14 protein-coding genes are annotated in these 15,004 nt (G+C 66.5%); 6 read left to right on the forward strand and 8 right to left on the reverse strand.

The annotated features are described in order from the left end of the window. Positions 1 to 83: 83 nt before the first annotated feature. Positions 84 to 1,136 carry a DUF2125 domain-containing protein gene (locus KHP60_RS07325; protein ID WP_213563164.1) on the forward strand — a complete coding sequence of 351 codons (1,053 nt, stop codon included), beginning with the start codon at positions 84 to 86 and terminating at the stop codon, positions 1,134 to 1,136. Positions 1,137 to 1,360: 224 nt separating this feature from the next. Here KHP60_RS07325 and KHP60_RS07330 read toward each other — a convergent pair whose 3' ends face one another. The 4 genes from KHP60_RS07330 to KHP60_RS07345 form a co-directional block, all read right to left on the reverse strand. Next, a complete protein-coding gene (locus KHP60_RS07330; RefSeq protein ID WP_213563165.1) occupies positions 1,361 to 2,311 on the reverse strand; it encodes a prephenate/arogenate dehydrogenase family protein in 951 nt (316 codons plus the stop codon). Next, a complete protein-coding gene (gene hisC / locus KHP60_RS07335) occupies positions 2,304 to 3,404 on the reverse strand; it encodes a histidinol-phosphate transaminase (RefSeq protein ID WP_213563167.1) in 1,101 nt (366 codons plus the stop codon). The genes KHP60_RS07330 and hisC overlap by 8 nt, the downstream gene beginning before the upstream one ends. Before the next feature lie 52 nt (positions 3,405 to 3,456). Beyond that, on the reverse strand, positions 3,457 to 4,296 hold the full coding sequence (locus KHP60_RS07340) for a chorismate mutase (RefSeq protein WP_213563176.1): 840 nt from the start codon (positions 4,294 to 4,296) through the stop codon (positions 3,457 to 3,459). 755 nt (positions 4,297 to 5,051) lie between these two features. Further along, positions 5,052 to 5,378, reverse strand: a complete 327-nt coding sequence (locus KHP60_RS07345) for a hypothetical protein (RefSeq protein WP_213563178.1) — start codon at positions 5,376 to 5,378, stop codon at positions 5,052 to 5,054. A 245-nt stretch (positions 5,379 to 5,623) separates the two neighbouring features. Between KHP60_RS07345 and KHP60_RS07350 the strand changes: the two genes are divergently transcribed. Together KHP60_RS07350 and metW are read left to right on the forward strand one after the other, a co-directional pair. Then, a complete protein-coding gene (locus KHP60_RS07350; RefSeq protein WP_213563351.1) occupies positions 5,624 to 6,793 on the forward strand; it encodes a homoserine O-acetyltransferase in 1,170 nt (389 codons plus the stop codon). Then, positions 6,790 to 7,431 carry a methionine biosynthesis protein MetW gene (gene metW / locus KHP60_RS07355; protein ID WP_213563179.1) on the forward strand — a complete coding sequence of 214 codons (642 nt, stop codon included), beginning with the start codon at positions 6,790 to 6,792 and terminating at the stop codon, positions 7,429 to 7,431. Before KHP60_RS07350 ends, metW begins: the two co-directional genes overlap by 4 nt. 207 nt (positions 7,432 to 7,638) lie before the next feature. Here the strand turns inward: metW and xerD are convergent, their stop codons facing one another. Continuing rightward, positions 7,639 to 8,571, reverse strand: a complete 933-nt coding sequence (gene xerD, locus KHP60_RS07360) for a site-specific tyrosine recombinase XerD (protein WP_213563181.1) — start codon at positions 8,569 to 8,571, stop codon at positions 7,639 to 7,641. After that, positions 8,568 to 8,717 carry a histidine kinase gene (locus KHP60_RS07365; RefSeq protein ID WP_213563183.1) on the reverse strand — a complete coding sequence of 50 codons (150 nt, stop codon included), beginning with the start codon at positions 8,715 to 8,717 and terminating at the stop codon, positions 8,568 to 8,570. Before KHP60_RS07365 ends, xerD begins: the two co-directional genes overlap by 4 nt. Before the next feature lie 294 nt (positions 8,718 to 9,011). Here KHP60_RS07365 and KHP60_RS07370 point away from each other — a divergent pair, with 294 nt between their 5' ends. The 3 genes from KHP60_RS07370 to KHP60_RS07380 are packed head-to-tail and all read left to right on the forward strand — an operon-like array spanning position 9,012 to position 12,084. Next, positions 9,012 to 9,644 carry a shikimate kinase gene (locus KHP60_RS07370; protein WP_213563185.1) on the forward strand — a complete coding sequence of 211 codons (633 nt, stop codon included), beginning with the start codon at positions 9,012 to 9,014 and terminating at the stop codon, positions 9,642 to 9,644. Continuing rightward, positions 9,641 to 10,789, forward strand: a complete 1,149-nt coding sequence (aroB, locus tag KHP60_RS07375; RefSeq protein ID WP_213563187.1) for a 3-dehydroquinate synthase — start codon at positions 9,641 to 9,643, stop codon at positions 10,787 to 10,789. Before KHP60_RS07370 ends, aroB begins: the two co-directional genes overlap by 4 nt. Then, positions 10,786 to 12,084 carry an HlyC/CorC family transporter gene (locus KHP60_RS07380; RefSeq protein ID WP_213563188.1) on the forward strand — a complete coding sequence of 433 codons (1,299 nt, stop codon included), beginning with the start codon at positions 10,786 to 10,788 and terminating at the stop codon, positions 12,082 to 12,084. The genes aroB and KHP60_RS07380 overlap by 4 nt, the downstream gene beginning before the upstream one ends. A 214-nt stretch (positions 12,085 to 12,298) precedes the next feature. Here KHP60_RS07380 and KHP60_RS07385 read toward each other — a convergent pair whose 3' ends face one another. Further along, on the reverse strand, positions 12,299 to 13,168 hold the full coding sequence (locus tag KHP60_RS07385) for an alpha/beta fold hydrolase (protein ID WP_213563190.1): 870 nt from the start codon (positions 13,166 to 13,168) through the stop codon (positions 12,299 to 12,301). After that, positions 13,165 to 14,958, reverse strand: a complete 1,794-nt coding sequence (locus tag KHP60_RS07390) for a glucan ABC transporter ATP-binding protein/ permease (RefSeq protein ID WP_213563197.1) — start codon at positions 14,956 to 14,958, stop codon at positions 13,165 to 13,167. The genes KHP60_RS07385 and KHP60_RS07390 overlap by 4 nt, the downstream gene beginning before the upstream one ends. Between the last annotated feature and the right edge of the window lie 46 nt (positions 14,959 to 15,004).

Raw genomic sequence — 15,004 nt, forward strand, 5'->3', positions numbered from 1 at the left:
TCGTCTCGCGGAAAAGTGGGGTCCCCCTTTTCCGCACGAGGCGCTAAGCAGTTAGAAAGCACCAGCACAACAGGAGATCGCGCATGGATCAGGCCGCCCCGACGGGGAATGTTCGCCGCAGTCGTTTCTGGCTCTACACGCCCTTCGTTCTGCTGCTCCTCCTCGCCATCGCCTGGAGCATCGCCTGGTTCGTGATCCGCAGCCGCACGACGGAGGCGCTCGACGGCTGGATCGCCGCGGAGGCGAGAAGCGGACGGCAATGGACATGCGGCGACCGCACCATCGTCGGCTATCCGTTCCGCATCGAGGTGATCTGCAACACCCTCGACCTGAAGCGAGGAGCGGTGTCCGCCTCCTTCGGGCGCACCGAGGCGGTCGCTCAGGTCTATCAGCCCCGCCGCATCATCACGGAGGTGGCCGGCCCCTTGCGCGTCACGGACGGGACCGTGACCGTCGATGGCGGCTGGGATCTCCTGCAGGCCAGCATCCATGTCTCGCAGAGCGGGCTGCAGCGCCTGTCGCTGGCCGCCGATGCGCCCAAGGTCACGATCACCGGCCTTGGCGGCGGCGAGATTTTCGGATCGGGCAAGCACCTGGAGCTTCATGTGCGGCCGAACCCTTCGAGGCGGGCCGAACTCGCGGGCGACGTGGCGGCCTCGGTGACGGAGGCGCGGATTCCCATCCTCGATGCCCTGGTCGGCGGCGCGGAGCCCACCAACCTGAACATGGATGTCACCGTGACCCAGGCCGACGGCTTCAAGGGCGGCACCATCGCCGAGGAGCTGGAGCTGTGGCGCAAGGCGAACGGCAAGCTCGAGATCCTCATGCTCTCGGCCGCCAAGGGCCCCCGCCAGATCGAGACCAAGGGCGAGCTGCGCATCGACGATCAGCACCGGCCCGCAGGGCAGCTCACGATCGCGGCCGCAGGCCTCGACGGCCTTCTGGGCAACCTGACCGGCGGGCGTGTCGGCGGCAACCTTTTAGGGATGCTGCTGGGACAGGGACCACGCTCCAATGCGGCTCAGCCCAATGCGAAGCCTCAGCTCGCGTTCCTGCCGCCGCTGCGCCTCGAGAACGGCTTTCTCGCCATGGGCCCCTTCGTGATCCCGAACGTGAGGCTGCAGCCGCTCTATTGATGCCCTCCCGCCTCGTCATGACCGGCCTTGTGCCGGTGATCTCGCGTCGGTAAAGCGCGGCGATTCAAGCAATCGGGATGGCCGGGACAGGCCCGGCCATGACGAGGGCGGATGTCATTCCCGTCCGGAGCGTCAGCGGAGGGGAAGGGAACTCATCAATTTAGCGCCTGATCGTGGATCCCCTTCCCGGTCCTGCGGACCGCCGGGGATGACAAGGGTTCCAACTAAGCCTTGTCGTCCCTCCGGCGGCCGAAATCCGGCTCGGGGGTTTCCTGGCCCGACGAGATGATGCCGCGCCGGATGGCCCGGGTGCGGGTGAAGAGATCGAAGAGCTTGTCACCCTCGCCCCAGCGGATGGCACGGGCCAGAAGCGCGATGTCCTCGTTGAGGCGACCCAGCATCTCCAGCACGGCTTCCCGGTTGTGCAGGAAGACGTCGCGCCACATGGTCGGGTCGGACGCCGCGATGCGGGTGAAATCGCGGAAGCCGCCGGCGGAGAACTTGATCACTTCGCCCTGCGTGACGGTCTCCAGATCCGCCGCCGTTCCGACGATGTTGTAGGCGATCAGGTGCGGCACATGGCTGGTGATGGCAAGCACCAGGTCATGATGGTGCGCGCTCATCACCTCCACGTTGGAGCCCATGGCCTCCCAGAAGGCGCGCACGCGCTCGACGGCCGTCTCGTCCGTGCCCTCCGGCGGCGTGAGAATGCACCAGCGATTGTGGAAGAGGATCGCAAAGCCGGCATCCGGCCCCGAATGCTCCGTGCCCGCCACCGGATGGGCCGGGACGAAGGCCACGCCTTCGGGCAGATGCGGCTGCACCTGACCCACGACGGAGGCCTTCACCGAGCCCACGTCCGACACGATGCAGCCGGGCTTCAGACCCGGCCTCATGGCCTCGGCCACGGCTCCGCAGACCCCGACCGGCACGCATAGGATCACGAGATCCGCATCCCGCACGCCCGCAGCCGCGTCGGTGGTGGCCTCGTCGACAATCCCGAGTTCCCGCACCCGTTGGACCACCGCCTCGCTCGCATCGACGGCCACGACGGTGCACGCGAGATTGAGATGCCGGCTAGCGCGGGCGATCGACGAGCCGATCAGGCCGAGACCGATGAGGGCGACGCGCTCGAAGAGCGGCGTCTCACGGGGAGGACCGAGACGCTCAGGCATTTTTCTCACCCATGAAATCACGCAACGCCGCCACCACGAGACCGTTCGCCTCCTCGTCGCCCACGGTCAGGCGCAGGGCGTCGGGCAGGCCGTAAGCATCGATCCGGCGCAGGATCAGGCCGCGGCCGGAAAGGAAGGCATCCGCGTCCTTGGCCGTTTTGCCGGGCACTTGCGGGAAATGGATCAGCAGGAAGTTGCCGACGCTCGGCGTGACCTTCAGGCCCAGGGCCCCGATCTCGCGGGTGAGCCAGGCGAGCCATGTCTCGTTGTGCTCGACCGCCTTGGCGATATGGGCCTCGTCCTGGATTGCCGCGATGCCGGCCGCCATGGCCGGGCCGCTGACATTGAACGGGCCCCGAATGCGATTGACCGCGTCGGTGATATGGGGGGGCGCTACCATCCAGCCGAGACGCAGATTGGCGAGGCCGTAGATCTTCGAGAAGGTGCGGGTCATCACCACGTTCTCGGAGGTGGCGACGAGTTCGAGGCCCGACTCGTAGTCGTTGCGGCGGACATATTCCGCGTAGGCCGCGTCCAGCACCAGCACCACATGGGGCGGCAGCCCCGCGTGCAGGCGCTTCACCTCGTCGAACGGGATATAGGTGCCGGTCGGGTTGTTGGGGTTGGCGAGGAAGACGATCCTGGTCTTGTCCGTCACGCGGCTGAGGATCGCGTCCACATCGGTGCGGAGATCCTTCTCGGGTGCCACGACGGGCGTACCGCCGGCGGCCAGGATGGCGATGCGGTAGACCAGGAAGCCATGCTCGGTGAAGATGCCCTCGTCGCCCGGACCCACATAGGCATGGGTGATCAGAGCCAGCAACTCGTCCGAGCCCGCGCCGCAGATGATCCGGTTGGGATCGAGCCCGTACCGGGCCGCGATCGCCTCGCGCAGCCGGGTGGCCGCTCCGTCCGGGTAGAGCTCGAGATGATCGAAGGTCCGGATCGCCTCGGCGGCCTTCGGCGAGGGGCCGAGCGGGGTCTCGTTCGAGGAGAGCTTGTAGACCTTGGCAACCCCTGCGGCCTTGCTCTTGCCGGGCACATAGGCGTCGATCTGCATCACGCCGGGACGGGGTTGGGGACGAGCGGACATCTTGACTTCCTAGCAATCAACCAATGAGAGAGGCTCTAGCGCAGGTCGGATTTCATTTCACGCGGAAACGTTCGGCATGGCTGCCGATCTCGACCAGCTGGGCGAGGCTGGCGCCCGCCTTGGTCAGGGCCTGGCGCAGCTGAGTGGGCTCGACCGTGCCGGGCACGGCGATGAGCTCGGAGAGGCCGTTGGTGTCGGCCGCGCTCGCCACCACCTCTCCGCCGAGCTGCGTCAACGCCTCGTTGGCACCCCTGTGCCAGCGCTCGAACTGGGCGGCATAGAGCACCACGTCGCGCACGGCCGCATCGGTCAGGGGCTTCGACATGACGAAGACCGGGGTGCCGGCCGGATGGTCGGGCCGCTCGATGAACGGCAGGCGTGCGATGATCTTCGGGCGGCGCTTGTCGGCCAGCGTGCGCCACCAGGCCCCGCTCGTCGCCCCCTGGTCGAGCCGGAAGATGCCGAGATCGCCGCGGGAGGAAGCGACCGCCTCGATCACCGCCGCCGCGCTCGGATGGGTGATGTAGGGCACCGTGAAGCCGAAATGGAACCGGGCCGAGTCGCGCATGGGCGCATCACCCGCCGAGACATCGGCATGAACGGAATAATTGGACTGGACATAGGTGAAGGTGCCGATGATCACCCTCCAGATGCTCTCCACCGTGTCGAGCGGGAGCAGCCCCTCGTGGCGCTCGGCCAGGGCCTTCATCATCGAGGCCTCGCGTCCGGGGCGGAACGCGGAGCTCAGGCCCGCCTGGGAGGCCTTCTTCGAAGCGATCAGCCGGTCGATGATGGTGCCGCGCTCCATGAGCAGCCGGTGCATGGCCTCGTCGATACGGTCGATCTCCTGGCGCAGATCGGCAAGGGACGGAGCGGGCTTCTCGGCGGACATGGGCTAAAATCCTCGGGTCGGGCTCATCATTGGCACACACCTAGCCCTCATCCTGAGGAGGACCGCAAGGTCCGTCTCGAAGGATCGGGGCGTCTCGCGAGAGCCCTGGATCCTCCTTCGAGACGGCGCTCCGCGCCTCCTCAGGATGAGGGAGAGATTGATGAGCCAGCCTCTCAAGTCGGGGGCCCTTCTTTGACGGTTTTGGCTCGGCTTGTCATCACCGATTGCGCAACGGGTTCGCGGGCAGGTCCGCGCATGCGGGAGCGTTCACGCCCGTTCGGAGCGAGTGGCTTCCGGCCGGTCCTGGCTTGGTCTCGGAAGTCGAGGGAAGCGCGGGACGTGGATGTGCCTCGCCGCTCCAGCGGAGCGCGCGAAGGGAGTCGGGACGGGAGATCCGCCCGGACGGGAAGCCAACCCGCCTCCCGCGCACGGCTTTTCGGCCCTGAGCCTCGCGCTCCAGCCCGTCAGGGACGAACCCTCAGAGGGCGCTACGGCGCGGCTTGTCGCGCAGCCCCAGGTGCGCCGGTGCCGGCGAGGCTTGGAAGGCCAGAGACAGGCGCCTGCCCGAACAGGTCGTCTGCCCTGCATCCTCCACTCAGGCCCCTGACTGCCAGAGGGTGCGACTCCCCTGACCTGTCAGAACCGTATCCGGTCTCCTTCGACCGACGCCTCGGGCGCGTCCCTCGTGAGACCAGACCTCCAACCCATAGCCAAGCTTAGGACGATTGTCAAGAACAAAGCGAGAACATAACATCTCACCTGATCACACACTCCCCGTCATCGCCGGCCTCGTGCGGGTGATCCCGATCGGACGAGCGCTGCGCCTCACCGCATCGGGATGGCCGGGTCAAGCCCGGCCATGACGGCAGGAGCGGGGGTGCGAGTGGATGATGGGCAACGCCGGATGAGCCGCGGCCTTCCGCTTCTCCCTCCGACGTCATCACCGGGCTTGTCTCGGTGATCCCGATTAGGAAAAGCGCCGCGCTCCACAGCGTCGGGATGGCCGGGTCAAGCCCCGCCATGACGGGGAGCGTGTGGCCAAGGTAGTTGACCGAGGAGCGTGTAACCAGGGCCAGCGTCATGGCTGGAAGGATGCTCAGCGGACGGGATGGGAAATCCATCGTCCTGGGACATGAAAGCGAGTCCCCTTTTCCGCCCTTCGTGCACCGGCGACGACTCGCTCCGCCTTCCCGAGGTGACACTTGGGCTCCTTCCCCCTCCCGTCTCGGACAAGGAGCAGGGGACCTGGGGAGGCGTTATGCTCGTTGACGCGACCGCCACCGCGCAGTACCGATTGTTCGAAAGAACGAACATTTCCGCTAAAACCATGTCCTTTGCCCCCCTGTCCTCCGAACCGCGAAGCCAGGTCGACGACCCGTCGAGCCTGGTCATGCGCTTTGGCGCGGACGAGCCCCTGATGATGGATGCGGGCGTTGCGCTCGCTCCCTGGCAGATCGCCTACCAGACCTACGGCACGCTCAATGCGGACAGGTCCAACGCGGTCCTGATCTGCCATGCGCTCACCGGCGACCAGCACGTGGCGAACGACAATCCCGTCACGGGCAAGCCCGGATGGTGGCTGACCATGGTCGGGCCCGGCCGGCCGGTGGACACGAACCGGTTCTTCGTGATCTGCGCCAACGTGATCGGCGGCTGCATGGGCACCACCGGTCCCGCCTCGATCAATCCGGCGACGGGCCAGCCCTACGCGCTGGATTTCCCGGTCGTGACCGTTCGCGACATGGTGCGGGCGCAGGCCGCTCTCATCGACCGGCTCGGCATCGAAAGCCTGTTCTGCGTCGTCGGCGGCTCCATGGGCGGCATGCAGGTGCTGCAATGGGCCGTGAGCTACCCCGACCGGGTCTTCTCCGCCCTTCCCATCGCCGCCGCCGCCCGGCACTCCGCCCAGAACATCGCCTTCCACGAAGTCGGCCGCCAGGCCGTGATGGCCGATCCGGAGTGGCGCGGCGGGCGCTACCTGACCGAGGGCACGCGTCCCTCCAAGGGCCTCGCGGTGGCACGGATGGGCGCCCACATCACCTATCTCTCCGAGATGGCCCTGCACCGGAAGTTCGGGCGCAATTTCCAGGACCGGGTCGCGCCGACCTTCTCCTTCGATGCCGATTTCCAGATCGAGAGCTACCTGCGCTACCAGGGCATCTCCTTCGTCGAGCGGTTCGACGCGAATTCCTACCTCTATGTCACGCGGGCGATGGATTACTTCGACATCGCGGCGGAGCTTGGCGGCTCGCTCGCCAAGGCCTTCAAGGGATCGGCCACGCGCTTCTGCGTGATCTCGTTCACCTCCGACTGGCTGTTCCCCACCTCCGATTCGCGGGCCATCGTCCACGCCCTGAATGCGGCCGCGGCCTCGGTCGCCTTCGTCGAGGTGGAGAGCGACAAGGGCCACGACGCCTTCCTGCTCGAAGAGCCTGAGATGTTTGCGGCGGCAGCCGGCTTCATCGACGCGGCCGCGCGGGTGCGGGGAATCGCATGACGTTCGCCACCCTTCCCGCCACCGACCTCGAGACCGGCCACCGCCTCGATTTCCTTCTCGTGGCCGACATGGTCGAGCCGGGCTCCCGCGTTCTCGATGTCGGCTGCGGCGACGGCTCCCTGCTGGCGATCCTGCGCGATGGCAAGGGCGTCGACGGGCGCGGCATCGAGATTTCCCGCGAGGGCGTGAATGCCTGCCTGGCCAAGGGCCTGCCGGTGATCCAGGGCGATGCGGACACGGACCTCGCCGATTACCCGGACGATGCCTTCGACTACGTGATCCTCTCGCAGACGATCCAGGCGACGCGACAGCCCAGAGTGGTGCTGGAGCATCTCCTGCGCATCGGCCGCCGGGCCATCGTGTCCTTCCCCAATTTCGGCCATTGGCGCGTGCGCATCGACCTCGGCCTTCGGGGCCGGATGCCGGTGACCGAGAACATGCCCTATTCCTGGTACGACACGCCCAACATCCATTTCTGCACCATCCGCGATTTCGTGGAACTGTGCCGCGAGGTCGGTGCGCAGATGGAGAAGGCCGTGGCCCTCAATGCCGGCGGCCATCCCATGCGCGTGACCCTGCCCTGGTGGGTGTGGAACCTGCTCGGCGACCAGGGGGTGTTTCTGCTGAAGCGGCGGTAATTCACTTTCTGTCATTCCCGGCCGGAGATGGCGAAGCCATCGCAGGGGAAGGGAACCCATCGGCTCAGAAGGGGATGACACTCTCCACGTCATGACCGTCCCCGGACTTGATCCGGGGATCAGTCCAGGCCATCCACGTCTTAAGAACCGCGACGCATCAGAGACGTGGATCACCGGCACGAGGCCGGTGATGACGTGACCGCGCGATTACCCCTCCGTCTCCGCCAGCGGGTGCAGGTCGCGCACCATGCTCTTCAAACGCTCGTCGAGAACATGGGTGTAGATCTGCGTGGTCGAGATATCGGAATGGCCCAATAGCTCCTGAACGATGCGCAGATCCGCGCCGTTCTGGAGGAGGTGGCTGGCAAAGGCGTGGCGGAGCACGTGGGGGCTGATCCTGTCGGCGCGCAGGCCCGCCGCGCCGGCCACCGCCTTCAGGTCGCGGGCAAACGCCTGGCGGGTCAGATGGCCGCTCTCACTGTCGGCCGGGAACAGCCAGGGGCCGACGGCTTTCTTCTGCTCTTCCAGCAGCGACAGGTAGGCGCGCGCCGCATCCCGCGCCGCATCGGTGAGCGGAACGAGCCGCTCCTTCGCGCCCTTGCCGCGCACCACGAGAAAGCGGTCGCGGGTCTTGGCGGCGCTGCGCGGCAGGGCGATCAGCTCCGAGACGCGCAGGCCCGTGGCGTAGAGGAGCTCCAGCAGGCAGGCCATGCGCGCGGCGCGCAGGCGCTCGGCCGGGGCGGCTTCCGGGTGCTGGATCCCCTCATACGCCACCTGCAGCAGGCGGTCGACCTCGCCGACGGAGAGAACCTTCGGCAGCACCCTGCCCCGTTTCGGCGCCGAGACCGCCGCCGTCGGGTCGGCGGAGGCATAGCCTTCCACGTAGAGGAACTTGTGGAACTGGCGCACCGCCGAGAGCCTGCGGGCGGCCGAGGAAGCCTTCAGGCCCCTCTCCTCCAGGCTCGCCATGAAGCCCCGGACGGTGGCGGAGGTCGCATTGTCGGGCTGACCGCCGGCCTCTTTCAGGTAGGCGAGGTAATCATCGAGGTCGCGTCGGTAGGCATCGAGCGTATTCTTGGAGGCGCCGCGCTCGGCGGCCAGCATGTCGAGAAAGAGGCTTGCGTGGCGCGCGCCGCTCATGAGGACGAGGGCGTCCGGCTGGTGGGAACTGGGACCGTGATCTCGCGCGGATCGGGCTTGACGAAGGTCGCCAGGGCGAACATGGCGGCAAAGCCAAGGCCTGCGAGAACGGCGACGACGAGGAGAAACCGGAACAGGGTGGGCACGGGAGCCTCTTGGAACGTTGAATCGCTAGAACCATGCCACGGCCTCGAAGGCAAGCCCCTCACATCGGTTAAGTTTGGCCGGGACAGGGGAATAACGCCCTTGTGACAGGCCGCCGCGCCCGTGCCGACGCATGGTGCGGACCGAGGGCACACGCCATGAAAAGTCGCCCCGGTTTTCGCCGACGCGGCCCTCCGGTTCCGCCCCGAACGCCGCGTCGGCCTGGACAATTGAGCATCGGATACATCCCAAAAGTGCATTCCACTTTTGGGCCCGATGCTCTACGACATGGAACCATGAACAATATCAGCCGCTTCAATTCGCTCGATGAAGTCGGCGGGCAAGACCAGGCAAGCCAGCGCGGCCATCCCGTCAGCCGCCAGCTCGGCACGCGATCGCTCGTGCTCGTCGGGCTCATGGGCGCCGGAAAGAGCACCGTGGGCCGCAGGCTCGCGCAGACGCTCAAGCTGCCGTTCCGGGATGCCGATCACGAGATCGAGGCCGCGGCCGGCATGACGATCCCCGAGATCTTCGCCATCCACGGCGAGGACCATTTCCGCGACGGCGAGCGCCGCGTGATCGCCCGCCTCCTGCAGGAGGGACCGATCGTGCTCGCCACCGGCGGCGGCGCCTTCATGAACGAGGAGACCCGCCGGCGCATCGCCGAGCACGGCATCTCGCTCTGGCTCAAGGCCGATCTCGACATTCTCATGCGCCGTGTCCGCAAGCGGTCGACCCGCCCTCTTCTGCAGAATCCCGATCCGGAAGGAACCATGCGCCGCCTGATGGAGCTGCGCCATCCGGTCTATGCCACGGCGGACATCACCATCGATTCCCACGAGGCGCCGCATGACCGGGTGGTTGCCGACGCCATCAAGGCTCTCACGGAGTGGTTCGCCCGCGAAAAGCAAGGGAGCGCCGAGCCATGACGCGCTTGGCTGCCCCGATGGAGAGCCGGTCCTTCATCACGGTTCCGGTTCCGCTCGGCGACCGGGCCTATGACATCCTGGTCGGGCGCGGCCTGATCGAGACGGCCGGATTGCGGATCGCGGCGCTTGGCGCCCGCGCGGCCGCCATCGTCACGGACGCCCATGTGGGCCCTCTATACGCCGAGGCTCTTGCGAATTCCCTGGAAGCGCAGGGGTTGCGCACCTCTCTGGTCACGCTTCCTCCGGGCGAGGCCACCAAATCCTATGCGAGCCTGGAACAGGTCTGCGATGCGGTGCTGGCCGCCCGGATCGAGCGCGGGGATCTCGTCGTGGCGCTCGGCGGCGGCGTGATCGGGGATCTCGCGGGCTTTGCGGCCGCCGTGGTGCGCCGGGGCGTGCGCTTCGTCCAGGTGCCGACGACCCTGCTCTCCCAGGTCGATTCCTCGGTCGGCGGCAAGACCGGCATCAATTCGCGCCATGGCAAGAATCTCGTCGGCGCCTTCCATCAGCCGAGCCTGGTCCTCGCCGACACGGCCCTTCTCGACACGCTGCCCATCCGCGAGATGCGCGCAGGATACGCGGAGGTGGCGAAGTACGGCCTCATCGACGATGCGCGTTTCTTTGCCTGGTGCGAGGCGAACTGGCAGGGCGTCTTCGTCGGGGGCCCCGAGCGCGACGAGGCCGTGGCGCAGAGCTGCCGGGCCAAGGCCGACGTGGTGGTGCGCGACGAGCACGAGAACGGCGACCGCGCGCTCCTCAATCTCGGCCACACCTTCGGCCATGCGCTCGAGCGGATCACCCGTTACGATTCCACGCGCCTCGTCCACGGGGAAGGTGTCGCCATCGGCCTGGCCCTCGCCTTCCGCTTCTCCGCCTCGCTCGGATTGTGCCCGGCGGCGGATGCGCAGCGCGTCGAAGCCCATCTGTCGGCCGCTGGACTTCCCACGCGCCTCTCCCATGTTCCCGGTGGCTGCGGCACGGTCGATGAGCTTCTCGACGCCATGGCCCAGGACAAGAAGGTGAAAGGCGGCGCCCTGACCTTCATCCTGGCCCGGGGCATCGGGCAGAGCTTCATCGCTCCCGGCATCGAGGCCGACAAGGTCCGCATCTTCCTGGACAGCGAACTCAACCCGTCACGGTCATGATCGAAGAATCCTCCGGCGATCTCTGGTTTGCGGCCCTGGTCGTCATCTTCTGCCTTCTGCTCTCGGCCTTCTTCTCGGCCGGCGAGACGGCCTTCACCGGCGCATCGCGTTCCCGCATGCTTGTTCTGGAGAGGAGCGGCGACAGGCGCGCCAAGCTGGTGAACCGCCTGCTCGAGATCCGCGAACGCTTCATCGGCACGGTGCTGATCGGCAACAACATCGTCAATATCGGCGTCTCGGCCTTCGCCACCAGCGTGCTCGTCGCGATCTTCGGCGACGGGGGCGCCATCTACGCCACCGTCATCATGTCAATCCTGGTGATCGTCTTCGCCGAGGTTCTGCCGAAGACCCTTGCGATCTCGTCTCCCGAGACCGTGTCGCTCGCCCTCTCCCGGCCCATGTCCTGGGCCGTGGCGCTGCTGGGACCGCTTGCCATCGCCATCGAGCGGATCGTGCGGCTCATGCTGCTGCCCTTCGGCATTCGCATTGGAGAGAACACGCCCATCCTCTCGGCCAGCGAGGAGATCCGCGGCCAGGTGGCCTTGCTGCACAAGGAGGGCGGCGTCGCGAAGGTGGAGCGCGACATGCTCGGCGGCCTCCTCGATCTCGAGGACCTGACCGTTTCGGAAGTCATGGTTCACCGCACCAAGATGCGCACCATCAACGCGGATCTCTCATCCGAAGAGATCGTGCGCGAGGTGCTCTCCTCCCCCTATACCCGCATGCCGCTGTGGCGCGACAGCCAGGAGAACATCGTCGGCGTTCTTCACGCCAAGGACCTGCTGCGGGCACTCGATGCGGTCGGCGGCGATGCGAGCAGGCTCAAGGTCGAGGCGATCGCGCTTGAGACCTGGTTCGTGCCGGACACCACATCCCTGCGCGATCAGCTGAAAGCCTTCCTCGCCAAGAAGACGCACTTCGCGCTCGTGGTGGACGAATACGGCGAGGTGATGGGTCTGGTGACGCTTGAGGACATCCTCGAGGAGATCGTCGGCGACATCAAGGACGAGCACGATCTCTCGGTCCAGGGCGTGCGGCCACAACCGAACGGTTCGGTCAATGTCGACGGCTCCGTGCCGATCCGCGACCTCAACCGCGCCATGGACTGGCGCCTGCCGGACGAGGAGGCGACAACCATCGCGGGTCTCGTCATCCACGAGGCGCAGACCATCCCCGATACGGGTCAGATCTTCACCTTCCACGGCTTCCGCTTCCAGGTGCTGCGCAAATCGCGCAACCGGATCATGGCGGTGAGGATTACGCCGCTCACGTCGGTCCGGGCCAGAGCCGAGTGATTCTCACTGCTTTAAAGTGCGACCGACATTCATTTCTGACGTCATCACCGGCCTTGTGCCGGTGATCCCGATTGAGAAAAGCGCATCGCTTCAGACAATCGAGATGGCCGGGACAAGCCCGGCCATGACGTGATGAATTGTGTCCACGGACGACTGGCAAGTGCCTGTGCCTATTACCGGCCGGACTCTCAGGATGAGGACAGAGTTTGATCGGTCAGGACTTCAAAAACCCCACCATCGCCGCGTTGACGGCTTCCGGCTCCTCATGCTGGACCCAGTGGGTGGCGCTCTCGATCCAGCGAATGTCCCCGGTCGCACAAAGGGCTAGACTCGCCTCCGCCAGTCCCTTCTCGAGGAAACGATCGCGACTTCCCCAGATCACGAGGGCTGGAGACCGCACCGTGGGGTCCTCCATGTCCGGCCTGAACGGCAGCGCCCGATACCAGTTCAGCATGGCGGTGAGCGCGCCGGGCTGCGACCAGGCCTGTTCGTATCGGGCGATATCCTCGTCCGAAAACGTGCCGGAGCGACTTGATCGCACGAGAGCGTCCTTGAGGCTGCGATAACCCTTGGCCGAGAGCATGGCCTCGGGCAGGCGTGGGACCTGGAAAAAGCCCACATAGAGGCTTCTCAGCATCTGGCTCGGGTGCGAGCGCATATACGGCCCGGCCACGCTCGGATGGGGCGCATTGAGAACGACAAGCTTCGCGACGCGATCCGGATAGCGGGAGGCCGTCCACCAGGCGACGAGCCCGCCCCAATCGTGGCCGACCACGGCAAACGTCCTGCGCCCGAGCGCATCCGCCAGTCCGACCACATCCTTCGCCAGCGTGTCGAGGTCGTAGGCGCGCCGGCCCTCGGGCTTGTCGCTGAGATGGTAGCCGCGCTGATCCGGCACGAGCACGCGAAAGCCGGCCTCCGCCAGCGGTCCGATCTGATAACGCCAGCCCCACCAGAATTCGGGAAAGCCGTGGAGCAGGATCACGAGCGGCCCGTCTTCCGGCCCGGCCTCGATGGCATGCAGCGTCACGCCGTTGACCCGATGGCGGACGCCTGGTGTTCGAGGATCGAAGGTCTGGATCATGCGTGCGCCGACACCTTCACGCGCTTCGGAGGCTCCTCGGCAGCCATGAACTGGGCCTTCGCAAGCTCCGCGAAGCGGCCTCCCTTCGCCACGAGCTCCTCGAAGGTCCCGGTCTCGATCACGCGTCCCTGATCGAAGACGAGAATGCGGTTGGCGTTGCGGATGGTGGCGAGACGATGGGCGATGACGAAGGTCGTGCGCCCCTTCATCACTTCGTCCAAGGCCCTCTGCAGCTTCTGCTCCGTGGCGGCATCGAGCGCGCTTGTCGCCTCGTCGAGGATCAGGATCGGCGGGTTCTTCAACAACGCGCGGGCGATCGACAGGCGCTGGCGCTCGCCGCCGGACAGGGAGCGCCCGCGTTCGCCGATGACGGTGTCGAGCCCTTCCGCCTGGCGCGTGATGAACTCGATGGCCTGCGCCCGCTCCAAGGCCTCGATCATCTCCGCGTCGGTCGCGTCGGGCCGCCCGACCTGCAGGTTCTCGCGGATGGTGCGGGCAAACAGCATCGGCTCCTGGAACACCACGCCGATGTTGCGCCGCAGGGACGAGAGCGTGACATCCCGGATGTCGAGACCATCGATGCGGATGCTGCCCGATTGCGGATCGAAGGCCCGGTGCAGAAGCCCCAGGGTGGTGGACTTTCCGGAGCCGGTAGCACCCACCAGCGCCACGTTCTCCCCCGCCTGAACGGCAAAGGAGACATCCCGCACGGCCGAGCGCTTCCCGTCATACGAGAAGCTCACATTGTCGAAGACGACCTCGCCCTGGTAGCGTTCCACATTCCTGGCATTGGCGCGGTCGCGAACGACGGGCGCGGTGTCCAGGATCTCGAAGAATTCCTGCAGCTTCGGCGCCTGCATGAAGAGCTGGTTGATGAAGCTCACCGCCTGCTCCAGCCGTCCGATCAGCATGGTGGCCATGCTCATGAACATGACGATCTCGCCGATGGTGGCCAACCCGTTCAGATGCAGCCAGGTGCCGAGGAGGAAGACCGCCGTGACCGTGATCGTGGCCGAGGCCCGGGAGGCGACGGAGGCCAGCGCCCACCAGGACAAAACCGGATTCTGCGCCTGAAGCAGCTGCTGGATGATGGTCCGCAGCGACCGGCTCTCGGCCTCGACCCGGGTGAAAGACTGGATCACCGGCACGTTGCCGAGCGCGTCGGAGGCGTGCTCGGCAAGGCTCGAATGGTAGCGCTCGACTGTCCCCTGCAGGGTTTCGGTCTTGCGCAGCACGATGGCGGTGAGAAACGCAAACACCGCCACGAGCCCGACGAGGAGCAGGCCCAGGCGCCAGTTCAGGAAAACGGTCAGGGGCAGGAGGACGACGAGCGCGATGATCGCCGAGAGATGCTCACGGAAGAAGCCGAGCCAGAGCCAGGACATGGCGCCCGAGCCCTCCAGCATCACCTTCAGCACGCGGCCCGAATGGGTCGAGGTGTGGAACGCGAGCGGCAGCTCGAGCACATGCTCGAAGTAGTTCGCCACCACGGCCAGCCGGCGGCGATGCGCGAGTCGGTCCGCATGCAGCGCCACGAGCGCGCCGGCACCGATGGAGAACAATCCGAAAGCCACCCAGGCGAGAATGAGCGGCGTGAGAACGCCGAACGTCACGGGAGTAGATCCCGGCATCTGGGCGCGGGTGAGCACGTCGATGATACGCCCGAACAGGATGGGCTCCGCGAAGGCCGAGATCGCGAGGGCGATGTTGGCCAGGGCCAGCAATGCCCCGACCCTCATATCGGACCCGAGCTGGCCCAGAACACGGATATATAGCCTGATCAGCCGCATGGGGATCTACCTGCGAGGACGTTGGACTTCCCAGCGGGAACTCCGC

The organism is Microvirga sp. 3-52 (assembly GCF_018383585.1).
Taxonomy (GTDB): domain Bacteria; phylum Pseudomonadota; class Alphaproteobacteria; order Rhizobiales; family Beijerinckiaceae; genus Microvirga.

What these genes read in the sequence shown, in the direction of transcription:
- KHP60_RS07325 (WP_213563164.1), top strand. Translation starts at nt 84, where the DNA reads ATGGATCAGGCCGCCCCGACGGGGAATGTTCGCCGCAGTCGTTTCTGG.
- KHP60_RS07330 (WP_213563165.1), bottom strand. Translation starts at nt 2,311, where the DNA reads ATGCCTGAGCGTCTCGGTCCTCCCCGTGAGACGCCGCTCTTCGAGCGC.
- hisC (WP_213563167.1), bottom strand. Translation starts at nt 3,404, where the DNA reads ATGTCCGCTCGTCCCCAACCCCGTCCCGGCGTGATGCAGATCGACGCC.
- KHP60_RS07340 (WP_213563176.1), bottom strand. Translation starts at nt 4,296, where the DNA reads ATGTCCGCCGAGAAGCCCGCTCCGTCCCTTGCCGATCTGCGCCAGGAG.
- KHP60_RS07345 (WP_213563178.1), bottom strand. Translation starts at nt 5,378, where the DNA reads ATGACGCTGGCCCTGGTTACACGCTCCTCGGTCAACTACCTTGGCCAC.
- KHP60_RS07350 (WP_213563351.1), top strand. Translation starts at nt 5,624, where the DNA reads ATGTCCTTTGCCCCCCTGTCCTCCGAACCGCGAAGCCAGGTCGACGAC.
- metW (WP_213563179.1), top strand. Translation starts at nt 6,790, where the DNA reads ATGACGTTCGCCACCCTTCCCGCCACCGACCTCGAGACCGGCCACCGC.
- xerD (WP_213563181.1), bottom strand. Translation starts at nt 8,571, where the DNA reads ATGAGCGGCGCGCGCCACGCAAGCCTCTTTCTCGACATGCTGGCCGCC.
- KHP60_RS07370 (WP_213563185.1), top strand. Translation starts at nt 9,012, where the DNA reads ATGAACAATATCAGCCGCTTCAATTCGCTCGATGAAGTCGGCGGGCAA.
- aroB (WP_213563187.1), top strand. Translation starts at nt 9,641, where the DNA reads ATGACGCGCTTGGCTGCCCCGATGGAGAGCCGGTCCTTCATCACGGTT.
- KHP60_RS07380 (WP_213563188.1), top strand. Translation starts at nt 10,786, where the DNA reads ATGATCGAAGAATCCTCCGGCGATCTCTGGTTTGCGGCCCTGGTCGTC.
- KHP60_RS07385 (WP_213563190.1), bottom strand. Translation starts at nt 13,168, where the DNA reads ATGATCCAGACCTTCGATCCTCGAACACCAGGCGTCCGCCATCGGGTC.
- KHP60_RS07390 (WP_213563197.1), bottom strand. Translation starts at nt 14,958, where the DNA reads ATGCGGCTGATCAGGCTATATATCCGTGTTCTGGGCCAGCTCGGGTCC.